Origin of the sequence: Paraburkholderia phymatum STM815 (genome assembly GCF_000020045.1) — a bacterium.
In the GTDB taxonomy this organism is placed as follows: Bacteria; Pseudomonadota; Gammaproteobacteria; order Burkholderiales; family Burkholderiaceae; genus Paraburkholderia; species Paraburkholderia phymatum.
On record NC_010622.1, the window covers coordinates 2,257,528 to 2,279,632 of the forward strand.

The window sequence follows — 22,105 nt, forward strand, 5'->3', positions numbered from 1 at the left end:
TTTGTGTCGACGGGCTAACGGTCCACTTCACCGAACACGATGTCTTGCGTGCCGATGATCGTCACGGCGTCGGCGATCATGTGGCCGCGCGCCATTTCGTCGAGCGCGGACAGATGCGCATAACCCGGCGCACGGATCTTGAGGCGGTACGGCTTATTCGCGCCGTCCGACACGAGATAAATACCGAACTCGCCCTTCGGGTGCTCGACGGCGGCATACGCTTCGCCTTCCGGCACGTGGAAGCCTTCCGTGAAGAGCTTGAAGTGGTGAATCAGCTCTTCCATGTTCGACTTCATGCCCACGCGCGATGGCGGCGCGACCTTGTGATTGTCCGTCATCACGGGGCCGGGATTCTTACGCAGCCACTCAATGCACTGTTTCGCGATGCGCGTGGATTGACGCATTTCTTCGACGCGCACCAGATAGCGGTCGTAACAATCGCCATTCACGCCCACGGGGATATCGAAATCCATCTGGTCATACACTTCATAGGGCTGCTTCTTGCGGAGATCCCACTCGATACCAGAGCCGCGCAGCATCGCACCCGTCAGGCCCATCTGCAGCGCGCGCTCCGGACTCACGACGCCAATGCCGACCAGACGCTGCTTCCAGATGCGGTTGTCGGTGAGCAGCGTTTCGTACTCGTCGACGCACTTCGGAAAGCGGTTGAAGAAATCTTCGATGAAATCGAGCAGCGAGCCCTGACGGTTCTCGTTTAGCTTCGACAGAGCCTTCGTATTGCGAATCTTCGATGCCTTGTATTGCGGCATCGCATCCGGCAGATCGCGATAGACGCCACCCGGACGATAGTACGCGGCATGCATACGTGCGCCGGATACCGCCTCGTACACGTCCATCAGGTCTTCGCGTTCGCGGAATGCGTACAGGAACACGGCCATCGCGCCGACGTCGAGCGCGTGTGCGCCGATCCACATCAAGTGGTTCAGCACGCGCGTGACTTCGTCGAACAGCACGCGAATGTATTTCGCGCGAATCGGGACGTCGATGCCGAGCAGCTTTTCGATCGCCAGCACATAGCCGTGCTCGTTGACCATCATCGACACGTAGTCGAGACGGTCCATGTACGGCACCGACTGGATGAAGGTCTTGCTTTCCGCGAGCTTTTCAGTAGCGCGGTGCAGGAGGCCGATGTGCGGATCGGCGCGCTGGATCACTTCGCCGTCGAGTTCCAGCACGAGGCGCAACACGCCGTGCGCTGCCGGGTGCTGCGGACCGAAGTTGAGCGTGTAGTTCTTGATCTCTGCCATGACGTTCTCTTAGTGTTTCAGGCCGCCATAGCGATCCTCGCGGATCACGCGCGGCGTGATTTCCCGAGGCTCGATCGTCACCGGCTGATAGACGACGCGCTTCTCTTCCGGGTCGTAACGCATCTCGACATAGCCGGAGACAGGGAAATCCTTGCGGAACGGGTGACCGATGAAACCGTAATCGGTCAGGATGCGGCGCAGGTCGGGGTGACCTTCGAACACAATGCCGTACAGATCGAACGCTTCGCGCTCGTACCAGTTGGCTGAATTCCAGATCTCGACGACGGAGGGAATGAGCGGCACGTCGTCGTCGGGTGCGAACACGCGCACACGCAGGCGCCAGTTGTTCGTAATGGACAGCAGATGCAGGACGGCGGCAAAACGCGGACCGTCGTAAGCGCCTTCACCGTAGGTTTGATAGTCGATGCCGCAGAGGTCGATCAGCTGTTCGAAATGCAATTTCGCATCGTCGCGCAGACGCGTGGCCACTTCGAGGAAATCGTCTGCCTTCACGACGATGGTCAGCTCACCGATCGATTCGGTGATGCTCGTCAGGCGGCCGCCAAAGGCCGCCTCGAGGTTCGCTTTGAGGGTCTCGAGTTTGCTTGCCATATTGTGGGGGGCTTCGGCTTATTGACGGGCGATGGTGTTGGTGCGGCGGATCTTTGCCTGCAGCTGGATCACGCCGTACACCAGCGCTTCAGCCGTAGGCGGACAGCCCGGCACGTACACATCGACGGGCACGATCCGGTCACAGCCACGCACCACCGAGTACGAGTAGTGATAGTAGCCGCCGCCGTTCGCGCACGAACCCATCGAGATAACCCAGCGCGGCTCGGCCATCTGGTCATAGACCTTGCGCAGCGCCGGGGCCATCTTGTTGCACAGCGTGCCGGCGACGATCATCACGTCCGACTGACGCGGACTGGGACGAAACACCACGCCGAAACGGTCAAGGTCATAACGGGCGGCGCCCGCATGCATCATCTCGACGGCGCAACACGCAAGACCGAACGTCATCGGCCACAGCGAACCGGTGCGCGTCCAGTTGATTAGCTTGTCAGCCGTCGTGGTGACAAACCCTTCCTTCAAGACCCCTTCGATACTCATTTGTTTTCCACTCCAGACGGGCGGCGAGCCGTCGCCACCCATACACACCGGCGATTAACCCGTCATTCCCAGTCAAGGCCACCTTTCTTCCAGATATAGGCGAAGCCCAACAGGAATTCGAGCAGAAAAATCATCATCGAGATGAAGCCGGGCCAGCCGATATCGCGCAGAGCCACGCCCCACGGGAACAGGAATGCCGTTTCAAGGTCGAAGATGATGAAGAGAATGGCGACCAGGTAGTAGCGCACGTCAAACTTCATGCGCGCATCTTCGAAAGCTTCGAAGCCGCACTCATACGGTGCGTTCTTTTCGGTGTCCGGTCGATTCGGACCGAGGATCTTGCCGATACTGACCAGTGCTACGCCTAAACCGGTGCCCACGAGGAGGAACATCAATACGGGGAAATAGGCTGCGAGGTTCAAAGCTATCCTCAATCGGTTGGTTCTGAGTAACGTCAGGAGACGCGAACTACCTTGAACAACCCCTGACGCGAAACACTTCGGGATGCTTGAGGTTGAAAGCCCACAGCAAACACTACCCCAGAAGTGAAAATGCCAGCCGAAGCTGAAGCAAGCGGCTGGCATTAGATAACATTGGTGCCGACGGCGAGACTCGAACTCGCACAGCTTTCGCCACTACCCCCTCAAGATAGCGTGTCTACCAATTTCACCACGTCGGCACTGTCTGCAATCCGGGAACAACTTTTTGTAAAACCCGCGAATCGCTTCAAGACTTGAATTGTAACCCGGTTAAACAGTTTGTTCAACGCACAAACGTGTTTTCCTCGAAAATTTATTTCGGCACGTCCTGGCCTGGCGCGGAAGCTGCAGATGCGGCGACTGGAGCCGATGCATTAGCCGATGCCGACGCAGCAGGAGCAGCCGATGCCGCAACAGGCGCCGATGCAGCCGGCACGTTACCAAGCACACCTGCAGAAGGTTTCGAGTGATACGCGCCGAGGTAAGTCAGTGCCAACGTGGTGACGAAGAATACAGCTGCCAGTATCGCAGTGGTACGTGACAGAAAATTAGCAGAACCTGTCGCGCCGAAGAGGCTGCCCGACGCACCACTACCGAAAGCTGCGCCCATGTCGGCGCCCTTGCCGTGCTGCAGAAGCACGAGGCCGATGACACCCAGCGCCGACAGCAACTGCACGACAATGATCAACGTTTTCAAATACAGCATCACACTCACCTGAGTCTTTATTTAACCGCACAGCACCGCATGCTGCACGCAATGGGTCATCCTCGCCCGGGCATTCTGCCTTGATATCAGCGCGCGGCCGTTGCCGCGACAGCTGCACTGCAGATTGCCAGGAAATCCTTGTCCTTCAACGACGCTCCGCCGATCAAACCGCCATCGATGTCCGGCTGGCCGAACAGCTCTTCCGCGTTCTCCGGTTTCACGCTGCCGCCGTACAGCAGCGACACGTTCGCGGCATCGCCGCCCTTCGCCACGAGACGTGCGCGCAGAAACGCGTGCACGTCTTGCGCCTGCTGCGCCGTCGCGCTCTTGCCGGTGCCGATCGCCCACACAGGCTCGTAAGCGATGACGATGCGAGCGGCATCTTCAACCGACAGTTTCGCGAGCACAACATCGATCTGCTCGCCGACAATCTGCTCCGTCTTGCCGCATTCGCGCTCTTCGAGCGTCTCACCGACGCAGACGATCGGCGTCAAACCTGCTTCGAGCGCGCGTTGCGTCTTCAGCGCGACGACCTCAGCGCTTTCGCGATGATACGCACGCCGCTCGGAGTGCCCGACGATCGCAAGTGTGGCGCCGAATTCGGCAGCCATCTCGGCCGCGACTTCGCCCGTGTAGGCGCCCTGCGTGTACGCGGAGATATCCTGCACGCCCCACGCGACGCGACCGCTTTCGAGCAGCGTTTGCGCCTGCGCCAGATAGAGGCACGGCACACACACACCCACCCGCACATCGTCCGGAAGATCGTCTGCGCCGCGCGAGACCGCTTGCAGCAGCACGCGATTGTCGGCAAGCCGGCCATGCATCTTCCAGTTACCGACTACCAGTTTTGCTCGTTGTTTCGCCATCGTCTCGCCTGATTTATCGTGGTGCGGGTGATGAACGCGTCCGTTTCGTCGGCGCCCGGTACCCGGTCCGCATGCAAAAACCATGCAGAACGCGCAAAACGTGCGATTTTACTGTGTGCTGACAGACCCGGTCAAACTCAATTAAACGAGCGCTGTCAAGCGCCCGCGCCCCAATTCAGCACAATCTTGCCGACGTGCGTGCTGCTTTCCATCAGTTCGTGCGCCTTCGCGGCGTCAGCCGCGGGGAACACCTTGTAGATCACCGGCTTGATCGTGCCGTCTTCGAGATGCGGCCAAACATGCTCTTTCAGTTGCGCAGCGATCTTCGCCTTGAACTCGACAGGCCGCGGGCGCAGCGTCGAACCCGTGACCGTGAGGCGGCGCCGCAGAATCTCGTTCAGGTTCACTTCCGACTTCGCGCCACCCAGCAGCGCGATCACTACCAGACGACCTCCATCGGCCAGCGCCTTCAGTTCACGTGGCACATAACTGCCGGCGACCATATCGAGAATCACGTCGACGCCGCGATCGTTCGTGAGCGACTTGATCACCTCGACGAAGTCTTCCGTCTTATAGTTGATGGCGCGCTCGGCGCCGATCGCTTCGCACGCCCGGCACTTTTCGTCCGTGCCGGCCGTGGCGAACACGCGAAAACCCAGTGCATGCGCAATCTGGATCGCCGTCACGCCGATGCCACTCGAACCTCCCTGCACGAGGAACGTCTCGTTCTCGCCGCCCTCGCCTTTGCCGAGCATTGCACGGTCAAAAACATTGCTCCAGACCGTGAAGAACGTTTCGGGCAATGCCGCCGCTTCGATATCGGAAAAGCCTTTCGGCACAGGCAGACATTGCAGCAGCGGCACCGTTGCGTACTCGGCATAGCCGCCGCCCGCCATCAGCGCACACACGCGGTCGCCGATCTTCAGACCGAACGGATTGCGCTTTTCGTCGATGTTTCCGCCGACGATTTCTCCCGCCACTTCGAGCCCCGGCAGGTCCGACGCGCCCGGCGGTGGTGCATAGCCGCCCTTGCGCTGGAACACGTCCGGGCGATTCACGCCCGATGCGGCCACCTTGATCAGCACTTCGCCTGCCTTCGGCTCCGGCATCGGCCGTTCGGCGAGTTTCAAGACTTCCGGCGCACCGAATTCGGTGATTTCGATTGCGTTCATCGTCGTCTCTCCCAGGTCTGGATAGCGCTGCAAACCGGTCAGACAAAAACCGGTTCGCACTGCAATCCACCCTACATGAAAAACGGCCGGCGCGCTTTTGCGCTACCGGCCGTCCCGCTTTCACCGCGTTACTGCTGCGGCGTCGGCTCCGTCTGTGCTGCTTCGTTCAGGAGCGCTTTCGCCGACAGGCGCACGCGACCCTTCTCGTCCGTCTGAATGACCTTCACCTTCACTTGCTGGCCTTCCTTCAGGTAGTCATTGATGTCCTTGATGCGCTCGTTGGCGATTTCGGAGATGTGCAGCAGACCGTCCTTGCCCGGCAGCAGGTTGACGATCGCGCCGAAGTCCAGCAGCTTGAGCACCGTGCCTTCGTAAACCTGACCGACTTCGACTTCCGCCGTGATGTTCTCGATCCGCTTCTTGGCTTCCGCCATGCCTTCCGAGCTCGTGCTCGCGATCGTGACGACGCCGTCGTCGGAGATGTCGATCGTCGTGCCCGTTTCTTCCGTCAGCGCGCGGATCACCGAACCGCCCTTGCCGATCACGTCCCGGATCTTTTCCGGGTTGATCTTGATGGTGATCATGCGCGGCGCGTACGCCGACAGTTCCGTGTTTACGCCGGACACAGCCGAGGTCATCTTGCCGAGGATGTGCATGCGGCCTTCCTTCGCCTGTGCCAGCGCGACCTGCATGATTTCCTTTGTGATGCCCTGGATCTTGATGTCCATCTGCAGTGCCGTCACGCCGTCAGCCGTGCCCGCCACCTTGAAGTCCATATCGCCGAGATGATCTTCGTCGCCGAGGATGTCCGTCAGCACCGCGAACTTGTTGCCTTCGAGGATCAGCCCCATTGCGATGCCCGCGACGTGCGCCTTCATCGGCACGCCTGCGTCCATCAGCGCGAGACAGCCGCCGCACACCGATGCCATCGACGACGAGCCATTCGATTCGGTGATTTCCGACACGACGCGGATCGAGTAGCCGAACTCTTCGGCGCTCGGCAGGCACGCGGCCAGCGCGCGCTTCGCCAGACGGCCGTGACCGATTTCGCGGCGCTTCGGCGAGCCGACGCGGCCCGTTTCGCCCGTCGCGAATGGCGGCATGTTGTAGTGGAGCATGAAACGGTCGCGGTACTCGCCTTCGAGCGCGTCGATGATCTGCTCATCGCCCTTGGTGCCGAGCGTCGCGACGACGAGCGCCTGCGTTTCGCCGCGCGTGAAGAGCGCCGAGCCGTGCGTACGCGGCAGGACGCCCGTGCGGATTTCGATGGGGCGCACCGTGCGCGTGTCGCGGCCGTCGATACGCGGCTCGCCGTTCAGGATCTGCGAACGGACGATCTTCGCTTCGATGTCGAACAGCACGTTGCCCACCGACGCCTTGTCGGCTGCCACCGTGCCCGCTGCTGCCGCTTCTTCTTCGAGCTTGGCTTGCGTCGCAGCGTACACTTCCTTCAGCTTCGTCGAGCGAGCCTGCTTGTCGCGCGTCTGGTACGCCGACAGCAGTTCGTTGTAGGCGATTTCGTTGACGCGCGAGATCAGCGCTTCGTTCTTCGGCGCAGCCTGCCACTCCCACTCAGCCTTGCCGCCTTCACGCACCAGTTCGTGGATCGCGTCGATGGCCGTTTGCATCTGCTCGTGACCGAACACGACAGCGCCAAGCATCACGTCTTCCGGCAGTTGATCCGCCTCGGATTCGACCATCAGCACTGCGCGCTCCGTACCGGCGACGACGAGGTCCAGACGCGAGCCCTTGATCTGCGAGCGGGTCGGGTTCAGCACGTACTCGTTGTTGATGTAAGCAACGCGCGCAGCGCCGACGGGGCCGTTGAACGGCAGTCCCGACACAGCGAGCGCCGCCGACGCACCGATCAGCGCGGGGATGTCCGCGGGGACTTCAGGGTTGATCGACATCACGTGGATGACGACCTGCACTTCGTTGTAGAAGCCTTCCGGGAAGAGCGGACGCAGCGGACGGTCGATCAGTCGCGAGATCAGCGTTTCGCCTTCCGACGGGCGGCCTTCGCGGCGGAAGAAGCCACCGGGGATCTTGCCCGCCGAGTAGGTCTTTTCGATGTAATCGACGGTCAGCGGAAAGAAGTCCTGACCCGGCTTGGCCGTCTTCGCACCGACGACGGTGGCCAGCACCACCGTGTCTTCGACGTCGACGAGCACGGCACCGCTCGCCTGGCGGGCGATTTCGCCCGTTTCCATGCGAACCGTATGCTGGCCCCACTTGAACTCTTTGACGACCTTGTTAAACAGAGACATTTGTCCTCCTTGATCTTTGGTCATGCCGCGCCTGACCACACGCGGCATCGTCAGGACCGGAGCCTTTCGGGTAGAGGAGTGTTATGCCATTCCAGAGGATCGCGTGGATGCTTCCACTTGCACGCGAACCGCTGGAATGACACAGCGCCCTACCCTGAAGCCCGGCTTATTTCGTTTTACCCGCGGCGCAACCGGCACACCGAAGGGTTGATTCAACGACAAACTTCACATGAAGCGCACCGTTGAAAAACAAAATGCCTGTATCAGCGGAACTGACACAGGCATCTTGCTGACAGAAAGTCCGATGCGCCGGATTACTTACGCAGACCCAGCTTCTCGATCAGAGCGCGGTAACGATCAGCGTCCTTGCCCTTCAGGTAGTCGAGCAGCTTGCGACGGCGGCTCACCATGCGCAGCAGACCGCGGCGGCTGTGGTGATCCTTCGTGTGGGCCTTGAAGTGAACCGTCAGTTCGTTGATGCGCGTGGTCAGCAGAGCGACCTGAACTTCGGGGGAGCCGGTGTCGTTCGCACCGCGTGCGAATTGCGCGACGACGTCGGATTTCTTGATTTCAGCTACGGACATGTTGATTTCCTTTGAATCACAGGCGGTCACGGAAGAAGGGCCGTGCCGTGGGTTACAACCAAAACGAGTCGCGTATTGTAGCACAGCGCGCTCATCCGGCGAACCCTGTCATTTCGGGCCGCGCGGATGGACGTGCATCCGTCGTGCAGCCCGGCTTCCGTACGCCTTCACGGGCGCCTCATGCGGCAGGTCGTGACGGGCACCGTGCGCTCGGGTGCTAGCGCCAGCACGGTCCGGAAGCCATAGCCGGAGCCTTCGTTGTCGAAATGGACGCCCGGCGTGCCCACCCTGTCCATCTCCATCACGTAAAGGGGCTGGATCAACTGATGGTCGTCGGCGCGCATCCACGATGCACGAAATCCGTTGTCGTACTTCATTCCTTCCAGCGCTTTTGCGACTTTCTCCGGCTGGGCGCTCCCCGCACGGTTCATCGACGCGGCCAGCATCTCGATCATCAGCGGCATGCGTAGCACGGGGTAGTCGTCCCGCGCGGCCGGGAAGCGCTGCCGGAACGACGCATACCACGCGTCCGACGCCGCGCCGCCCGCGTTCGGATGCCAGTCGGCCACGGCGATGACGCGCCTGACGCCCGCATCGCCCAGCGCGGCCGGCGCGCCCAGGCTGTTGCCGTAAAAGGTGTAGAACTTCGTGTCGAGGCCTTGCTCCCGCGCCGCCTTCACGAGCAGCGTCAGATCGTTGCCCCAGTTGCCCGTGATCACGGCATCGGCGCCGCTCGCGCGAATCTTCGCGATGTACGGCGCGAAGTCCTTCACGCGTCCGACGGGATGAAATTCGTCGCCGACCACGCCGATATCCGGCCGCTTCGACGCGAGCGCCGTGCGCGCCAGCGTGCTCACGTCATGCCCGAAGCTGTAGTCCTGGTTCAGCAGATAGACCTTTTTCACGGACTTGTCCCGCTGGATCACGTCGGCGAGCGCGTCCATCCGCATTCCCGCGTGCGCGTCGAAACGAAAATGCCAGAAGCTGCAACTCGCGTTCGTCAGCGCGGGGTCGTCAGCGGAATAATTGAGGAAAAGCTCGCGGTTGTCCGGTTCGCGCGTGTTCTGCTTGTCGATCGCCGCGAGCAACGCGGCGGCCACGGCCGAGCTGTTGCCCTGCATGATGAAGCCGATGTGCCCGTCGGCGGCCGCGCGCAGTTGCACGAGCGCCTCTTCGGCGCTGCCTTTGCTGTCGAGAACGACGAGTTCCAGCGGATGTGCGCCGTCCGCGAGCTTCACGCCGCCGCGCGCGTTGACCGTTTCGACGCCGAAGCGCAGATTGCGCTCGACGGCCGCGCCGGCATTCGCAAACGGGCCGGACATGCCTTCGATCATCGCGATACGGATCGGCGCTCCCGTCGGCATGCCTTGCGCATGCGCACTCGCCGACGCTGCCAGCGTTATCGCCGCCATTATGGCTTGCAGCCACTTTGCCTTCATACGCATGCCCCGTCTGTCGATCGAAGCGCGGATCATAGGCCGGCGCACGGTCCGCAAGCAAGCGCTCAGCAGCGAAAGCCCGTGCCGGCGCGCGAACCGGCCGACAATCTTTTCATGCGACGCATGTCAAAATAACAATCAGGACAACAACAAGCCGTCATCGAACACCATTGGAGGTGTCATGTTCAACCGACTTTCATCCGTGCGCCCGGCGCGCGCCGCCCTCGCCGCCCTCGCTTGCACCCTCGTGCTGGCCGGATGTGCGCAGCCGTGGCAGAACTACCAGGCGGGCGCGGACCAGTCGACGATCGTCGCTCGCCTCGGGCCGCCGCGCGAGGTCTACGACCTGCCGGATGGCGGCAAACGGTTGATGTGGCCGACCCAGCCGATGGGAGAATTCACCACGGCCGCGGACATCGATGCGTCCGGCAAGATTGTGAACGTGCGTCAGGTACTGCAGCCGAACGAGTTCTATCGCGCAGAAATCGGCACGTGGACGCGCGACGACGTGCTGATCAACTTCGGACGTCCCGTCGAAACCAATTACTTCCCGCTGATGAAGCGCGAGGTGTGGACGTATCGATATCTGGAAGACAACTACTGGTACATGATGTACAGCTTCTACTTCGACGATCAGGGCATTCTGCGGCTGACGCAGAAGACGCCTGATCCGCTGCACGATCCGGATCGGCGCAACTTCTTCTGAAGTGCGTGACCGCCCAATGGCAAACCCGGGCAAACCCGCCTCGCAAAGCGGCTGTTGCATCAGGCGACGACGATAAAAACCCGCCATTGCGGGTTTTTTATCGCGGCCACGCGCAGCAGGCGGCCGTCAGATGTCCGCGCGTTGGGGATTCAGTTTGTCGGCGCCCGCATACAGACGGTTCAGCGCCGAAATATACGCCTTCGCCGAAGCCGCAACGATATCCGGGTCCGTGCCCACGCCGTTCACGATGCGGCCCGCCTTTGACAGACGCACGGTCACTTCGCCCTGCGCCTGTGTGCCCGTCGTAATCGCGTTGACCGAGTACAGCAGCAATTCGGAACCGCTGCCGACTTCCGTTTCGATGGCGTTCAGCGTCGCGTCGACGGGGCCGTTGCCGTTCGCTTCGCCGACCACTTCCTTACCTTCGACCGAGAAGACAATGCGCGCGTGCGGACGCTCGCCCGTTTCCGAGTGCTGCGACAGCGACACGAACTTGTAGTGCTCTTTTTCCTGCGCTTCGGCCGACTCTTCTGTGACGATCGCAATGATGTCTTCATCGAAGATTTCGGCCTTGCGGTCCGCGAGTTCCTTGAAACGCTGAAACGCGAGGTTCAGTTCGCTCTCGCTGTCGAGCGAGATGCCGAGTTCCTGCAGCCGCTGCTTGAACGCGTTTCGGCCCGACAGCTTGCCGAGCACGATCTTGTTCGCGGTCCAGCCCACGTCTTCCGCGCGCATGATTTCGTAGGTGTCGCGCGCCTTGAGCACGCCGTCCTGGTGGATGCCCGACGCGTGCGCAAACGCGTTCGCGCCGACCACCGCCTTGTTCGGCTGAACGACGAAGCCGGTGATCTGCGACACGAGCTTCGACGCCGGCACGATCTGCGTCGTATCGATGCCAAGATCGAGGCCGAAGTAATCTTTGCGGGTTCTCACAGCCATCACGATTTCTTCGAGCGACGTGTTGCCCGCGCGCTCCCCGAGGCCGTTGATGGTGCATTCCACCTGACGCGCCCCGCCGATCTTCACACCCGCGAGCGAATTCGCGACGGCCATGCCGAGGTCGTTATGGCAGTGCACCGAAAAGACGGCCTTGTCCGAATTCGGGATGCGTTCGCGCAGTGTCTTCACGAGATTGCCATACAGTTCCGGCACCCCGTAGCCGACGGTGTCAGCGATGTTGATCGTCGTCGCGCCTTCCGCGATTACCGCTTCGAGCACGCGGCACAGGAAGTCCATGTCCGATCGGCTGCCGTCTTCCGGAGAGAATTCGACGTCGTTCGTGAACTTGCGCGCGAAGCGCACGGCCAGCTTCGCCTGCTCGAGCACCTGTTCCGGCGACATGCGCAGCTTCTTCTCCATGTGCAGCGGCGACGTCGCGATAAACGTGTGGATGCGGAAGTGGTCGGCGGGCTTGAGGGCGTCGGCGGCCCGCTGAATGTCCTTGTCGTTCGCGCGTGCGAGCGAGCAGATGGTGCTGTCCTTGATCATGCCGGCGATCGTGTGGATCGCGTCGAAGTCGCCGTTCGAGCTGGCGGCGAAGCCGGCCTCGATCACGTCGACCTTCATCCGCTCGAGTTGCTTCGCGATACGGATCTTTTCTTCCTTCGTCATCGACGCACCGGGCGATTGTTCGCCGTCGCGCAAGGTCGTGTCGAAAATGATGAGCTTGTCTGCCATCTCGGGTCTCCAGGGGGATTCGGTCAATTGGAATTGGAAAACGGAATTCGAGTGTTTGCGCCACCACCGCTGGCGACGCTAAACAACGAACGAGGCAGACGGAGGGCGAAAACGGTCAGCGCGGCAGGCGCGCTAGAGCTAGCTCACCTAGTAGCGGCGCGCCGGCTTGAAGAGACAGGAAGGAGAACTGGGAAAGTGCCATGCCAGCGACTATAGCGGCAATCCTGAATTCGTGCAATTGAGGTTTGTTTTTGCCCTTCGGGCGGGTCCCATGTCGGGTTTCGGTGTCGGGCGTGAAGTTGGCGCTTTCACTGGCATCCGCTCTGTGCATCTGGTTTGCTGGCGTTGCCCCGGTGCCGGACAACACCAGCAAACTACAAACATCACGCGGATACCAGCCTGAAGCCAACAATGGGCGACCGCGGGCGACCGCGTCGCAGGCAAAAAACAAAACGTAAACCTTATCCCGGCCGCTGCGACGATCGGGCTGGATTTCCCATCCCGCGCATCACGCGATAGCCCCAGAACACATATCCGGAAAAACCGTACAACACGAAGAGACCGAACAACATCAGCGGCGGATCCGACGACACGAGCACAAACGCGACCACCACCAGCAGAATTGCCGCGAACGGCACGCGATGCCGCACATCTAGCGCCTTGCCGCTGTAGAACGGCGCGTTCGACACCATCGTCACACCCGCATAAATGGTCAGCGCAAACGCAACCCAAGGCAGCCACACGAGTTTCAAAGGGACCCGATTGTCTGTCGCCAGCCACACGAACCCCGCGATCAGCGCGGCGGCGGCAGGACTCGGCATGCCCTGGAAAAAGCGCTTGTCCACGACGCCGATATTCGTGTTGAAACGCGCCAGACGCAGCGCCGCGCCCGAGCAATAAACGAACGCTGCGAGCCAGCCCCAGCGCCCCAGATCCTTCAGGATCCACTCGTACATCACGAGCGCCGGCGCAACCCCGAACGACACCATGTCCGACAGGCTGTCGAACTGCTCGCCGAATGCACTTTGGGTATGCGTCATACGCGCGACGCGTCCATCCATGCCGTCGAGCACCATCGCGACGAATATCGCAATGGCGGCGACTTCGAAACGCACGTTCATCGCCTGCACGACGGCGAAGAAGCCGCAGAATAGCGCGGCCGTCGTGAACGCATTAGGCAACAGGTAGATGCCGCGCTTGCGCAGAAACTGCTGACGCGCGGCACGGCGACTGTCGATCACGGACTCCGCGACCACGGGCGGTTTGTTGCGCCGGAACGGACGCGGCTGCGGCGCACCGCTGCTACGAGGACGACGCGGTTTGAATGCGGCCATCGAACCCTCCCTGTGCCGCTTTACAGCTCAGCCAGAATCGTGGACGACGCCGACACCTTTTCGCCGATCGACACACGCGGACGGCTGCCCACAGGAAGATATACATCGACCCGCGATCCGAAACGGATAAAGCCATAACGCTGCCCGCGCGTCAGCGGCTCGCCCGCGCGTACGTAGCAGAGGATGCGTCGCGCGATCAGACCGGCAATCTGCACCGACGTCACCGTCGCGCCGCTCGCCGTTTCGATGACGATTGCGTTACGTTCGTTTTCGGTCGACGCCTTGTCCACGGCGGCGTTCAGATACGCGCCCGGAAAATATTCGACCTTCGAGATCGCACCATCCACGGGCGAGCGCTGCGAGTGCACGTTGAACACGTTCATGAATACGCTGATCTTCAGCGCTTCGCGGTTCGCATAGGGATCGTGCGCCGTTTCGACGGCGACGATGCGGCCATCGGCCGGGCACAGCACCGCGTTGGCCTGGGTCGGAATTGGACGCGCCGGGTCGCGGAAGAACTGCACCACGAAGATGAGCAACAGCCAGAAAATCCAGGCAATGCCGAACCCTGCGACGAAGTGGATCAACAACGCAACGACGGCCGCGATGGCGATAAACGGCCAGCCTTCGCGCGCGATGATCGGATGGGGGTAATTCATAAGGTTGGGTTCAGTCTTTTTAAAAACCGTAGGATAGCAAAAGCCGCCCAGGGTTCAGCACACCTGGACGGCTTTTTGAGGCTTCCGGCGCATTTCGTGCGCCGGAGTGCGAAAAACGGGCAGATTAGTTCTTCGACTGATCGACCAGCTTGTTCTTCGCGATCCACGGCATCATCGCGCGCAGCTTCGAGCCGACCTGCTCGATCTGGTGCTCGGCCGTGATGCGACGACGCGATTGCAGCGTCGGTGCGCCAGCGCGGTTTTCGAGGATGAAGCTCTTCGCGTACTCGCCCGTCTGGATGTCCTTCAGGACTTCCTTCATCACCTTCTTCGTGTCTTCGGTGATGATGCGCGGGCCCGTCACGTACTCGCCGTACTCGGCGTTGTTCGAGATCGAGTAGTTCATGTTCGCGATGCCGCCTTCGTAGATCAGGTCGACGATCAGCTTCAGTTCGTGCAGGCACTCGAAGTACGCCATTTCCGGCGCGTAGCCTGCTTCGACCAGCGTCTCGAAACCAGCCTTGATCAGGTCGACCGTACCGCCGCACAGCACGGCCTGCTCGCCGAACAGGTCGGTTTCCGTTTCTTCGCGGAAGTTCGTTTCAATGATGCCGGCCCGGCCGCCGCCGTTCGCCGCTGCGTACGACAGCGCGATGTCGCGCGCTGCGCCCGATTTGTCTTGTGCAACCGCGATCAGGTGCGGCACGCCGCCACCTTGGGAGTACGTGCCGCGCACCGTGTGGCCCGGCGCCTTCGGCGCGATCATGATGACGTCCAGATCGGCGCGCGGGATCACCTGGCCGTAGTGCACGTTGAAGCCGTGCGCGAATGCGAGCGCCGCGCCCTGCTTGGCGTTGGCGTGCACTTCCTTCGCATAGACCTCGGCGATCTGCTCGTCGGGCAGCAGCATCATGACGACGTCGGCGCCCTTCACGGCTTCCGCCACTTCCTTCACCGTCAGACCTGCGTTCTCAGCCTTGCTCCACGATGCGCCGCCCTTGCGCAGACCCACCGTGACGTTCACGCCGCTTTCCTTCAGGTTCAGCGCGTGCGCATGGCCTTGCGAGCCATAGCCGATGATGGTGACCTGCTTGCCTTTGATGAGGGAGAGGTCGGCGTCCTTGTCGTAGAAAACTTTCATGTCTGTTCCTTGGCGAAATTCAGAAAAATTCAAAGCTGCGTGTGTATGTTGCGTGGAGCCGGATGCCTGACGCAACGCCCGGCTCCGATCGAACTGCTGTCAAACCTTCAGGATACGCTCGCCGCGTCCGATGCCCGAACCGCCCGTGCGGACCGTTTCGAGAATCGCGGTAGCGTCGAGCCCTTCGATGAATGCGTCGAGCTTCTCGCTCGCGCCCGTCAGTTCGATCGTGTAGGTCTTTTCGGTGACGTCGATGATGCGGCCGCGGAAAATATCCGACATCCGCTTCATCTCCTCACGTTCCTTGCCGACCGCCCTTACCTTGATCAGCATCAGCTCGCGCTCGATGTGGGCGCCCTCGGTCAGGTCAACCACTTTCACCACCTCGATCAGGCGGTTCAGATGCTTCGTGATCTGTTCGATCACGTCGTCCGAGCCAATGGAAACGATGGTCATGCGCGACAGCGAACGGTCTTCGGTCGGCGCCACCGTCAAGGTTTCAATGTTGTAGCCGCGTGCGGAGAACAGGCCGACCACGCGCGACAGCGCGCCCGGTTCGTTTTCCAGCAAAACGGAAATGATGTGTCTCATGTTCGCTTCTTCCAGATGTCGATGTATGCGATGCGTGCTGTCCGCGCCGCTACGTCCGCTCCCGTCTTTCGTGGAGACGCGCACGACGTAGCCGGCGCCGGAAAGCGCTCGTTATAGATCTTCCGACCCGAGGAGCATCTCCGTGATGCCCTTGCCGGCCTGAACCATCGGCCAGACGTTTTCGGTCGGATCGGTCTGGAAGTCGAGAAACACCGTGCGGTCTTTCAGGCGCAGCGCTTCCTTCAGCGCCGGTTCCACGTCGGCGGTCTTTTCGATCCGCATGCCGACGTGGCCGTACGCTTCGGCGAGCTTCACGAAATCGGGCAGCGCATCCATGTAGGAATGCGAATAGCGCTTGCTGTATTCGATCTGCTGCCACTGGCGCACCATGCCCAGATAGCGGTTGTTGAGCGAGATGATCTTGACGGGCGTCTCATACTGCTTGCAGGTGGACAGCTCCTGGATGCACATCTGGATCGAGCCTTCGCCCGTGATGCAGAGCACGTCGTCGTCCGGGTGCGCCATCTTCACGCCCATCGCCGCCGGCAGGCCGAAGCCCATCGTGCCGAGACCACCGGAATTGATCCAGCGACGCGGCTTGTTGAAGCGATAGAACTGTGCCGCCCACATCTGGTGCTGACCGACGTCGGAACACACGAAGGCATTGCCGTCCGTCAGTTCCCACGCCTTTTCCACCACGTATTGCGGCTTGATGATGTCGCTCTCGCGGTCGAACTTCAGGCAGTCTTTCGCACGCCAGGCTTCGATGTCCTTCCACCAGTCGGCGAGCGCCGCCGTGTCGGGGCCATGCTCGGCCGTCTGCAATTGCTCGATCAGTTCCTTCAGCACTTCCTTCACGTCGCCGACGATCGGGATATCGACCTTCACGCGCTTCGAAATCGACGACGGGTCGATGTCGATGTGGATGATCTTGCGCGGGCGCGATGCGAAGTGGCTCGGATCGCCGATCACGCGGTCGTCGAAACGCGCGCCGATCGCGATCAGCACGTCGCAGTGCTGCATCGCCATGTTGGCTTCGTACGTGCCGTGCATGCCGAGCATGCCGAGAAATTTCTTGTCGCTCGCGCGGTAGCCGCCCAGTCCCATCAGCGTGTTCGTGACGGGATAGCCGAGCAGATCGGCGAACTGGTTCAGTTCGCGCGACGCATCCGCGAGGATGATGCCGCCGCCCGTATAGATGTAGGGGCGCCTGGCGGACAGCAGCAGCGCCACGGCCTTGCGGATCTGGCCCGAATGGCCCTTCGTGACCGGGTTGTACGAGCGCAGCGACACGCTCTTGATCGGTTCGTACTGGCACGGCGCCTTCGACACGTCTTTCGGAATGTCGATCAGCACCGGGCCGGGACGGCCGGTTCGGGCGATGTAGAAAGCTTTCTTGACGGTGGCGGCAAGATCGCGCACGTCCTTCACGAGGAAGTTGTGTTTCACGCAGGGACGCGTGATGCCGACCGTGTCGCACTCCTGGAACGCATCCTGGCCGATCGCGGCAGTCGGCACCTGGCCGCTGATGACGACCATAGGGATCGAATCCATATAGGCCGTCGCGATGCCCGTCACGGCATTGGTGACGCCGGGCCCGGAGGTCACGAGGCAGACGCCGACCTTGCCGGTCGAGCGTGCGTAGGCGTCAGCGGCGTGGACTGCGGCCTGCTCGTGGCGCACGAGGACGTGCTGGAATTTGTCCTGCTTGTAAAGCTCGTCGTAGATGTAGAGTACCGAGCCGCCGGGATAGCCCCAGACGAATTCGACTTCTTCGTCGGCCAGTGCCTTCATGAGCACGGTGGCGCCGATAGAGTCGGCTTCGTGGTGTGGTGTGGTATCCGACGTGGAGAATTCCGCGCTGGGCATATTCATCGTTCACCTTTCGAATTTTCGGCAAAAAATTGATCGGGTGCTCTCTGCCGGGCTTGTGGCTCGGGTTCAAGCGGCGCGTCCAGTTTGACAGGAAGGCTTCTTGGGCCAACCTCAAATGAGACAAGTCACTTATGTTGCGAACCGTAGACGATATCGACGATACGCCCAATGGTCAAGCAAATATTTCCATGATTGACGACGCCCGCCCTTTCGTCGTCCACTTCTGACCGTTTTACGGGCGGCTTACGCAGGCCTGGAACAGACAGCATGAACTGCGACTGAAGGCTGGATGCAAGGTGCGGGTGCCGCGTTTTTCCCCGGATCGGGTGAAAGTTTGTTAGCATCCGCGGGTTTTACGACATTTTTCGACCGATTCCGCGCACATTCGCTGCGCCGACCCCCAAACGGATGGCATCAGACAAGGAACTCGCCGATTTTCTGGCGGGCGTCGAAAGGCGCGCGTTCAAGCAGACGGTCTACGCCGTGCGGGACGACGACGCGTCGCTCGACATCGTGCAGGACGCGATGATCAAGCTCGCCGAAAAATACGGCGATCGTCCGGCTGCTGAGCTGCCGCTTTTGTTTCAGCGTATTCTCCAGAATGCGATGCACGACTATTTCCGTCGGCAGAAGGTGCGCAACACCTGGGTAAGCCTGTTTTCGTCGCTGGGCAATGCCGACGACGAAGACTTCGACCCGCTGGAGACGTTCGAAAGCCAGGACGGCTCGACGGGCGTGGAAAGCAGCGAGCAGCAGCTCGAGCGCGAACAGGTTCTGCAGCTGATCGACGACGAAATCCAAAAATTGCCGGCACGTCAACGGGAGGCGTTTCTGATGCGTTACTGGGAAGATATGGATGTCGCTGAGACTGCTGCTGCGATGGGCTGCTCGGAAGGCAGTGTGAAAACGCACTGTTCGCGAGCCACGCACACGCTGGCGCAAGCGCTCAAGGCCAAAGGAATCACGCTATGAGCTCCGCTCTCGAAACAAAAGAACTCGAGTTTGCGCGGCAGCTGCGCCGAGCACTCGACGAAAACGCTGCCCGCATTCCACCCGCTACGACCGACCGGCTCGCTGCCGCGCGCCGTGCCGCCCTCGCTCGCAAGAAGCCCGAAGCCGTGCAGGCGCCCGTCTTCGCGCCCGTGTTCGTCGGCGCAGGCACGCTCGCCCATCTGCCGCAGCCGGAGAGCTCGCGCCGCCTGCCGCGCCTGCGCAAGCTCGCGCTCGCGTGGCCGGTACTCGCGCTTGTCATTGGCCTTGCAGGCATTGCGTGGTGGGAAGACCATCAACGCACAGCCGAACTCGCCGATATCGACGCCGCCATGTTGAGCGACGACTTGCCGCTCAATGCCTATCTCGATCACGGGTTCAACGCGTACCTGACGCGCAGCAACCACTGACCGGGAGAGTTGACGGGTGAGTTACAAGCGCGGCCTAGCCGTTGTGTCCGGATGCGTGATTGCAGCCTTGGTGTCATTCGCCGCCACCTATCCCCGCTTCTACCCGACACCCACGCCTGTCGCGGCGCCTGCGGGCGGCACGCCCGTGAAAGCGGCTGCCCCGGCGCTGACCGTCGAACTTCCGGGCCTGCCTATTTCCACCAGTCCGCTCGCATGGTCGAAGCTGACCAGTGCCGACCATGTCGCGCTCGCGCCGTTCGAAACACAATGGGACGGCTTCAGTGAAGAGCGCAAACGCAAGTGGCTGAAAATTGCGTCGCGCTATCCGAAGATGACGCCGGAAGCGCAAAAGCGCCTGCACGAGCGCATGGCCGAATGGGTCCGCATGACGCCCGAACAGCGGCGTGTCGCGCGCGAGAACTATCAGGTGTCGAAGGAACTGCCGCGCGAGGCGCGCCAGAGCGCGTGGAAGGCGTATCAGCAGTTGCCTGAAGAACAGAAGCAGAAGCTCGCCGCCAGCGAGCACAAGCGGCGGCCGACCGTCGTCAGCGCACCGCCGTCGGGCAAATCCGAAATCAAGGACATCAACCGGCTGGTAAACGGCAAGGACAAGCTCGCCAGCGTGCCGATGCCGCCGGCGACGGCAGGCGCTTCCGCCGGCGTCGCGGGGGCCGCGCAGGGCGCGCCCGCGATTCCTGCCGCCGGCAGTTTCGTGCCGGCTACGCCGACGCCAGTCTCGCCTTCCGAGGCTCCTTCCATCTTCAACGGCTCATAATCCATTCCAGGGAGCCGGCATCGTGCGGGCTCATCAACGGCAACCGAGGCTCAGCCCGTGTCCACTTCCGTCGACTCCGCAGCCGTGCCGCCCCCACGCGAATCCTTAGAACCCGCTGTGCCGACTGTGCGCCGGCGGCTCGCCACGTTGATGTACGAAGGCGTGCTGCTGTTCGGCGTCGTTTTCTTCGCGGGATATCTGTTCAGCACGCTCACGCAGCAGCGCAACGGGCTCGTGCATCACAGCTGGCTCGCCGCGTGGGTGGGCCTCGTAGTCGGCGTGTATTTCGTGTGGTTCTGGACGCACGGCGGCCAAACCCTGCCGATGAAGACCTGGCGCTTGCGGGTGGTGCGCGCGAGGGATGGCGCGAAGGTTTCCGTGGCACGTGCTGTTTCGCGATATGTGTTCGCGTGGCTGTGGTTCTTGCCGCCGTTGGCTTTGCATCCTCTGCTTGGCCTCGCTGTGCCGCAGACGCTCGTGCTTGCCGGTGGGTGGTTTGTTCTTTATGCCGCGGGCGCAAGGATAGGGGTCGGGCGGCAGTTTCTTCATGATCGGCTTGCCGGGACCAAGGTCGTTGCCGTCGGCCGATGAGTTTTTTTTGCCTGCGGCGCAGTCGATGAATTTGTCTGCCGCGCGTCGATGCCGGTTTCCGGTTTTTCGCTTTCACTGGCATGCGCGCTTCTGGTTTGCGGGCGTTGACCCTGCGTGAGGCAAAAGAAGCCTGCTCAAATCACGACTTCTTGACCTTCGCCCACGGCTCTCAACGTCGCCCATCCTTCACGCGGCAGTCAGCCGGTCAATGGCCGCTGGCAGCGCACTATTCGCCGCCCTCACCCGCTTCAATCGCTTCCTCCCCGGCCCACGTCATCGGATCGCGTCGCGCCGTTCGCGGCAAACGATGTGTCGGCTTTTCGAGTCGCGAAGCCCATCGGCTTTCCCGATGCGTAGCCATTTCGCACGCCATATCGCGTTGCACCGAACGGGCAGTTCGCGATACGTAATAAGAACTTCTCGTGAATGTCATGGCTCCGTCATGCAGCAATGGCGCAATGCGGGTACTGCAACTCGACGCGTGAGCCATGGACAACAACACGTCCGCGACTTCCCTCTTCCGCCAGACCGGCCCGAGCGTCGATCCCGTCGCTTTCGGCCTCCGCTCCTCTTCAACCAGCCTGCCGCCGATCCCGAGTCTGCCGACGACGCCGACGCCTTCCGAAAGCCATCACGACGACGATCACCAGAACTCGCACCGTTATCGCACGATCTGGCTGTCCGATATTCACCTCGGCTCCGGCGGCTGCCAGGCGAAGTATCTGCTCGACTTTCTTCGGCATAACGAATCGGAGTACCTGTATCTCGTCGGCGACATCATCGACGGATGGCAGCTGAAGAAGGGCTGGTACTGGCCGCAGGCGCACAACGACGTTGTGCAGAAGATCCTGCGCAAGGCGCGCAAGGGGACGCAGGTCGTGTACATCCCCGGCAATCACGACGAAGGCGCGCGCCAGTTTTGCGATCTCGCGTTCGGCGACATCCACGTGCGTGGCGAAGCGTTTCACACGACGCTTCAGGGCAAGCGCCTGTGGATCGTGCACGGCGATCTGTTCGACGGCGTAATCCAGCACGCGAAGTGGCTCGCGTATCTCGGCGACACGCTGTACACGATGATTCTCGTGCTGAACCGCTGGTTCAACCGGATTCGGATCAAGCTCGGCTTCCAGTACTGGTCGCTGTCGCAGTACCTGAAGCATCAGGTGAAAAACGCCGTCAACTTCATCTCCGCATTCGAGAACGTAATGACGGACGAAGCGCGCCGCCGCGGCTGCGACGGCGTCGTGTGCGGGCATATTCACAAGGCCGAGATCCGCGAGATCGACGGCGTGCTGTATTGCAACGACGGCGATTGGGTCGAAAGCCTGTCGGCGCTCGTCGAGACGCACCAGGGCGAGCTGAAGGTGATCTACTGGACCGTGATGCGCTCGCCGGACGAGGCGAACGCGTCGAAGGCGCGCGCAGCGACGGCGTGACGCGCGCCACCACTACTACGAGAGGGCCA

General features: G+C 61.5%; 23 protein-coding genes and 1 tRNA gene. 6 read left to right on the forward strand and 18 right to left on the reverse strand.

Annotated features, from left to right (window positions below):
- Positions 1 to 14: 14 nt before the first annotated feature.
- From BPHY_RS10230 to BPHY_RS10280, 11 genes are all read right to left on the reverse strand, one after another.
- Positions 15 to 1,268, reverse strand: a complete 1,254-nt coding sequence (locus BPHY_RS10230; RefSeq protein WP_012401394.1) for an NADH-quinone oxidoreductase subunit D — start codon at positions 1,266 to 1,268, stop codon at positions 15 to 17.
- A gap of 9 nt (positions 1,269 to 1,277) precedes the next feature.
- Positions 1,278 to 1,880: an NADH-quinone oxidoreductase subunit C gene (locus BPHY_RS10235; protein ID WP_012401395.1), complete on the reverse strand. Its 603-nt coding sequence runs from the start codon at positions 1,878 to 1,880 to the stop codon at positions 1,278 to 1,280.
- A gap of 18 nt (positions 1,881 to 1,898) precedes the next feature.
- Positions 1,899 to 2,378: a NuoB/complex I 20 kDa subunit family protein gene (locus BPHY_RS10240; RefSeq protein ID WP_006052903.1), complete on the reverse strand. Its 480-nt coding sequence runs from the start codon at positions 2,376 to 2,378 to the stop codon at positions 1,899 to 1,901.
- Between the two features lie 62 nt (positions 2,379 to 2,440).
- Positions 2,441 to 2,800: an NADH-quinone oxidoreductase subunit A gene (locus BPHY_RS10245; RefSeq protein ID WP_028369574.1), complete on the reverse strand. Its 360-nt coding sequence runs from the start codon at positions 2,798 to 2,800 to the stop codon at positions 2,441 to 2,443.
- A gap of 172 nt (positions 2,801 to 2,972) precedes the next feature.
- Positions 2,973 to 3,057: transfer RNA gene (locus BPHY_RS10250), tRNA-Leu, on the reverse strand.
- Between the two features lie 113 nt (positions 3,058 to 3,170).
- Positions 3,171 to 3,563 (reverse strand): preprotein translocase subunit SecG, encoded by a 393-nt coding sequence (gene secG, locus BPHY_RS10255; protein ID WP_012401397.1) that lies wholly within the window; start codon positions 3,561 to 3,563, stop codon positions 3,171 to 3,173.
- Positions 3,564 to 3,649: 86 nt separating this feature from the next.
- Complete coding sequence (gene tpiA, locus BPHY_RS10260; RefSeq protein ID WP_012401398.1) at positions 3,650 to 4,429, reverse strand: triose-phosphate isomerase; 780 nt, start codon at positions 4,427 to 4,429, stop codon at positions 3,650 to 3,652.
- Between the two features lie 155 nt (positions 4,430 to 4,584).
- A complete protein-coding gene (locus BPHY_RS10265; RefSeq protein WP_012401399.1) occupies positions 4,585 to 5,601 on the reverse strand; it encodes an NAD(P)H-quinone oxidoreductase in 1,017 nt (338 codons plus the stop codon).
- Between the two features lie 128 nt (positions 5,602 to 5,729).
- The gene (pnp, locus tag BPHY_RS10270) at positions 5,730 to 7,868 is read right to left on the reverse strand and encodes a polyribonucleotide nucleotidyltransferase (RefSeq protein WP_012401400.1); all 2,139 of its coding nucleotides are present in this window, start codon (positions 7,866 to 7,868) and stop codon (positions 5,730 to 5,732) included.
- A gap of 314 nt (positions 7,869 to 8,182) precedes the next feature.
- On the reverse strand, positions 8,183 to 8,452 hold the full coding sequence (gene rpsO / locus BPHY_RS10275; RefSeq protein ID WP_012401401.1) for a 30S ribosomal protein S15: 270 nt from the start codon (positions 8,450 to 8,452) through the stop codon (positions 8,183 to 8,185).
- Between the two features lie 167 nt (positions 8,453 to 8,619).
- Positions 8,620 to 9,891, reverse strand: coding sequence for a branched-chain amino acid ABC transporter substrate-binding protein (locus BPHY_RS10280; RefSeq protein WP_012401402.1), 1,272 nt, complete (start codon positions 9,889 to 9,891; stop codon positions 8,620 to 8,622).
- 181 nt (positions 9,892 to 10,072) lie between these two features.
- On the opposite strand from BPHY_RS10280, the gene BPHY_RS10285 reads away from it, so the two are divergent.
- Entirely contained in the window at positions 10,073 to 10,597 is a 525-nt protein-coding gene (locus BPHY_RS10285; RefSeq protein WP_012401403.1) for a hypothetical protein, read from the forward strand.
- A 126-nt stretch (positions 10,598 to 10,723) separates the two neighbouring features.
- Here the strand turns inward: BPHY_RS10285 and BPHY_RS10290 are convergent, their stop codons facing one another.
- The 7 genes from BPHY_RS10290 to BPHY_RS10320 form a co-directional block, all read right to left on the reverse strand.
- Positions 10,724 to 12,274, reverse strand: a complete 1,551-nt coding sequence (locus BPHY_RS10290) for a 2-isopropylmalate synthase (RefSeq protein ID WP_012401404.1) — start codon at positions 12,272 to 12,274, stop codon at positions 10,724 to 10,726.
- Positions 12,275 to 12,389: 115 nt separating this feature from the next.
- On the reverse strand, positions 12,390 to 12,725 hold the full coding sequence (locus tag BPHY_RS10295) for a hypothetical protein (protein WP_157686536.1): 336 nt from the start codon (positions 12,723 to 12,725) through the stop codon (positions 12,390 to 12,392).
- Between the two features lie 10 nt (positions 12,726 to 12,735).
- A complete protein-coding gene (gene pssA, locus BPHY_RS10300; protein ID WP_012401405.1) occupies positions 12,736 to 13,608 on the reverse strand; it encodes a CDP-diacylglycerol--serine O-phosphatidyltransferase in 873 nt (290 codons plus the stop codon).
- Positions 13,609 to 13,628: 20 nt separating this feature from the next.
- The gene (locus BPHY_RS10305) at positions 13,629 to 14,267 is read right to left on the reverse strand and encodes a phosphatidylserine decarboxylase (protein ID WP_012401406.1); all 639 of its coding nucleotides are present in this window, start codon (positions 14,265 to 14,267) and stop codon (positions 13,629 to 13,631) included.
- 124 nt (positions 14,268 to 14,391) lie between these two features.
- Positions 14,392 to 15,408, reverse strand: coding sequence for a ketol-acid reductoisomerase (ilvC, locus tag BPHY_RS10310; protein ID WP_012401407.1), 1,017 nt, complete (start codon positions 15,406 to 15,408; stop codon positions 14,392 to 14,394).
- A 99-nt stretch (positions 15,409 to 15,507) separates the two neighbouring features.
- The gene (ilvN, locus tag BPHY_RS10315) at positions 15,508 to 15,999 is read right to left on the reverse strand and encodes an acetolactate synthase small subunit (protein ID WP_007588180.1); all 492 of its coding nucleotides are present in this window, start codon (positions 15,997 to 15,999) and stop codon (positions 15,508 to 15,510) included.
- A gap of 111 nt (positions 16,000 to 16,110) precedes the next feature.
- Entirely contained in the window at positions 16,111 to 17,874 is a 1,764-nt protein-coding gene (locus BPHY_RS10320; RefSeq protein WP_041763534.1) for an acetolactate synthase 3 catalytic subunit, read from the reverse strand.
- Between the two features lie 408 nt (positions 17,875 to 18,282).
- Between BPHY_RS10320 and BPHY_RS10325 the strand changes: the two genes are divergently transcribed.
- The 5 genes from BPHY_RS10325 (at position 18,283) to BPHY_RS10345 (ending at position 22,076) form a co-directional block, all read left to right on the forward strand.
- Positions 18,283 to 18,846 (forward strand): RNA polymerase sigma factor, encoded by a 564-nt coding sequence (locus BPHY_RS10325; protein WP_012401409.1) that lies wholly within the window; start codon positions 18,283 to 18,285, stop codon positions 18,844 to 18,846.
- Positions 18,843 to 19,274: a DUF3619 family protein gene (locus tag BPHY_RS10330; protein ID WP_012401410.1), complete on the forward strand. Its 432-nt coding sequence runs from the start codon at positions 18,843 to 18,845 to the stop codon at positions 19,272 to 19,274. Before BPHY_RS10325 ends, BPHY_RS10330 begins: the two co-directional genes overlap by 4 nt.
- A 16-nt stretch (positions 19,275 to 19,290) precedes the next feature.
- Complete coding sequence (locus BPHY_RS10335; protein ID WP_012401411.1) at positions 19,291 to 20,049, forward strand: DUF3106 domain-containing protein; 759 nt, start codon at positions 19,291 to 19,293, stop codon at positions 20,047 to 20,049.
- 57 nt (positions 20,050 to 20,106) lie between these two features.
- A complete protein-coding gene (locus tag BPHY_RS10340; protein ID WP_012401412.1) occupies positions 20,107 to 20,640 on the forward strand; it encodes an RDD family protein in 534 nt (177 codons plus the stop codon).
- Positions 20,641 to 21,128: 488 nt separating this feature from the next.
- Positions 21,129 to 22,076 (forward strand): UDP-2,3-diacylglucosamine diphosphatase, encoded by a 948-nt coding sequence (locus BPHY_RS10345; RefSeq protein ID WP_012401413.1) that lies wholly within the window; start codon positions 21,129 to 21,131, stop codon positions 22,074 to 22,076.
- Positions 22,077 to 22,105 lie beyond the last annotated feature (29 nt).

What these genes read in the sequence shown, in the direction of transcription:
- pnp (WP_012401400.1), bottom strand. Translation starts at nt 7,868, where the DNA reads ATGTCTCTGTTTAACAAGGTCGTCAAAGAGTTCAAGTGGGGCCAGCAT.
- BPHY_RS10285 (WP_012401403.1), top strand. Translation starts at nt 10,073, where the DNA reads ATGTTCAACCGACTTTCATCCGTGCGCCCGGCGCGCGCCGCCCTCGCC.
- BPHY_RS10320 (WP_041763534.1), bottom strand. Translation starts at nt 17,874, where the DNA reads ATGAATATGCCCAGCGCGGAATTCTCCACGTCGGATACCACACCACAC.
- BPHY_RS10230 (WP_012401394.1), bottom strand. Translation starts at nt 1,268, where the DNA reads ATGGCAGAGATCAAGAACTACACGCTCAACTTCGGTCCGCAGCACCCG.
- BPHY_RS10235 (WP_012401395.1), bottom strand. Translation starts at nt 1,880, where the DNA reads ATGGCAAGCAAACTCGAGACCCTCAAAGCGAACCTCGAGGCGGCCTTT.
- BPHY_RS10330 (WP_012401410.1), top strand. Translation starts at nt 18,843, where the DNA reads ATGAGCTCCGCTCTCGAAACAAAAGAACTCGAGTTTGCGCGGCAGCTG.
- BPHY_RS10305 (WP_012401406.1), bottom strand. Translation starts at nt 14,267, where the DNA reads ATGAATTACCCCCATCCGATCATCGCGCGCGAAGGCTGGCCGTTTATC.
- secG (WP_012401397.1), bottom strand. Translation starts at nt 3,563, where the DNA reads ATGCTGTATTTGAAAACGTTGATCATTGTCGTGCAGTTGCTGTCGGCG.
- pssA (WP_012401405.1), bottom strand. Translation starts at nt 13,608, where the DNA reads ATGGCCGCATTCAAACCGCGTCGTCCTCGTAGCAGCGGTGCGCCGCAG.
- BPHY_RS10240 (WP_006052903.1), bottom strand. Translation starts at nt 2,378, where the DNA reads ATGAGTATCGAAGGGGTCTTGAAGGAAGGGTTTGTCACCACGACGGCT.
- tpiA (WP_012401398.1), bottom strand. Translation starts at nt 4,429, where the DNA reads ATGGCGAAACAACGAGCAAAACTGGTAGTCGGTAACTGGAAGATGCAT.
- BPHY_RS10345 (WP_012401413.1), top strand. Translation starts at nt 21,129, where the DNA reads ATGGACAACAACACGTCCGCGACTTCCCTCTTCCGCCAGACCGGCCCG.
- BPHY_RS10325 (WP_012401409.1), top strand. Translation starts at nt 18,283, where the DNA reads ATGGCATCAGACAAGGAACTCGCCGATTTTCTGGCGGGCGTCGAAAGG.
- rpsO (WP_012401401.1), bottom strand. Translation starts at nt 8,452, where the DNA reads ATGTCCGTAGCTGAAATCAAGAAATCCGACGTCGTCGCGCAATTCGCA.
- BPHY_RS10290 (WP_012401404.1), bottom strand. Translation starts at nt 12,274, where the DNA reads ATGGCAGACAAGCTCATCATTTTCGACACGACCTTGCGCGACGGCGAA.
- BPHY_RS10265 (WP_012401399.1), bottom strand. Translation starts at nt 5,601, where the DNA reads ATGAACGCAATCGAAATCACCGAATTCGGTGCGCCGGAAGTCTTGAAA.
- ilvC (WP_012401407.1), bottom strand. Translation starts at nt 15,408, where the DNA reads ATGAAAGTTTTCTACGACAAGGACGCCGACCTCTCCCTCATCAAAGGC.
- BPHY_RS10280 (WP_012401402.1), bottom strand. Translation starts at nt 9,891, where the DNA reads ATGAAGGCAAAGTGGCTGCAAGCCATAATGGCGGCGATAACGCTGGCA.
- ilvN (WP_007588180.1), bottom strand. Translation starts at nt 15,999, where the DNA reads ATGAGACACATCATTTCCGTTTTGCTGGAAAACGAACCGGGCGCGCTG.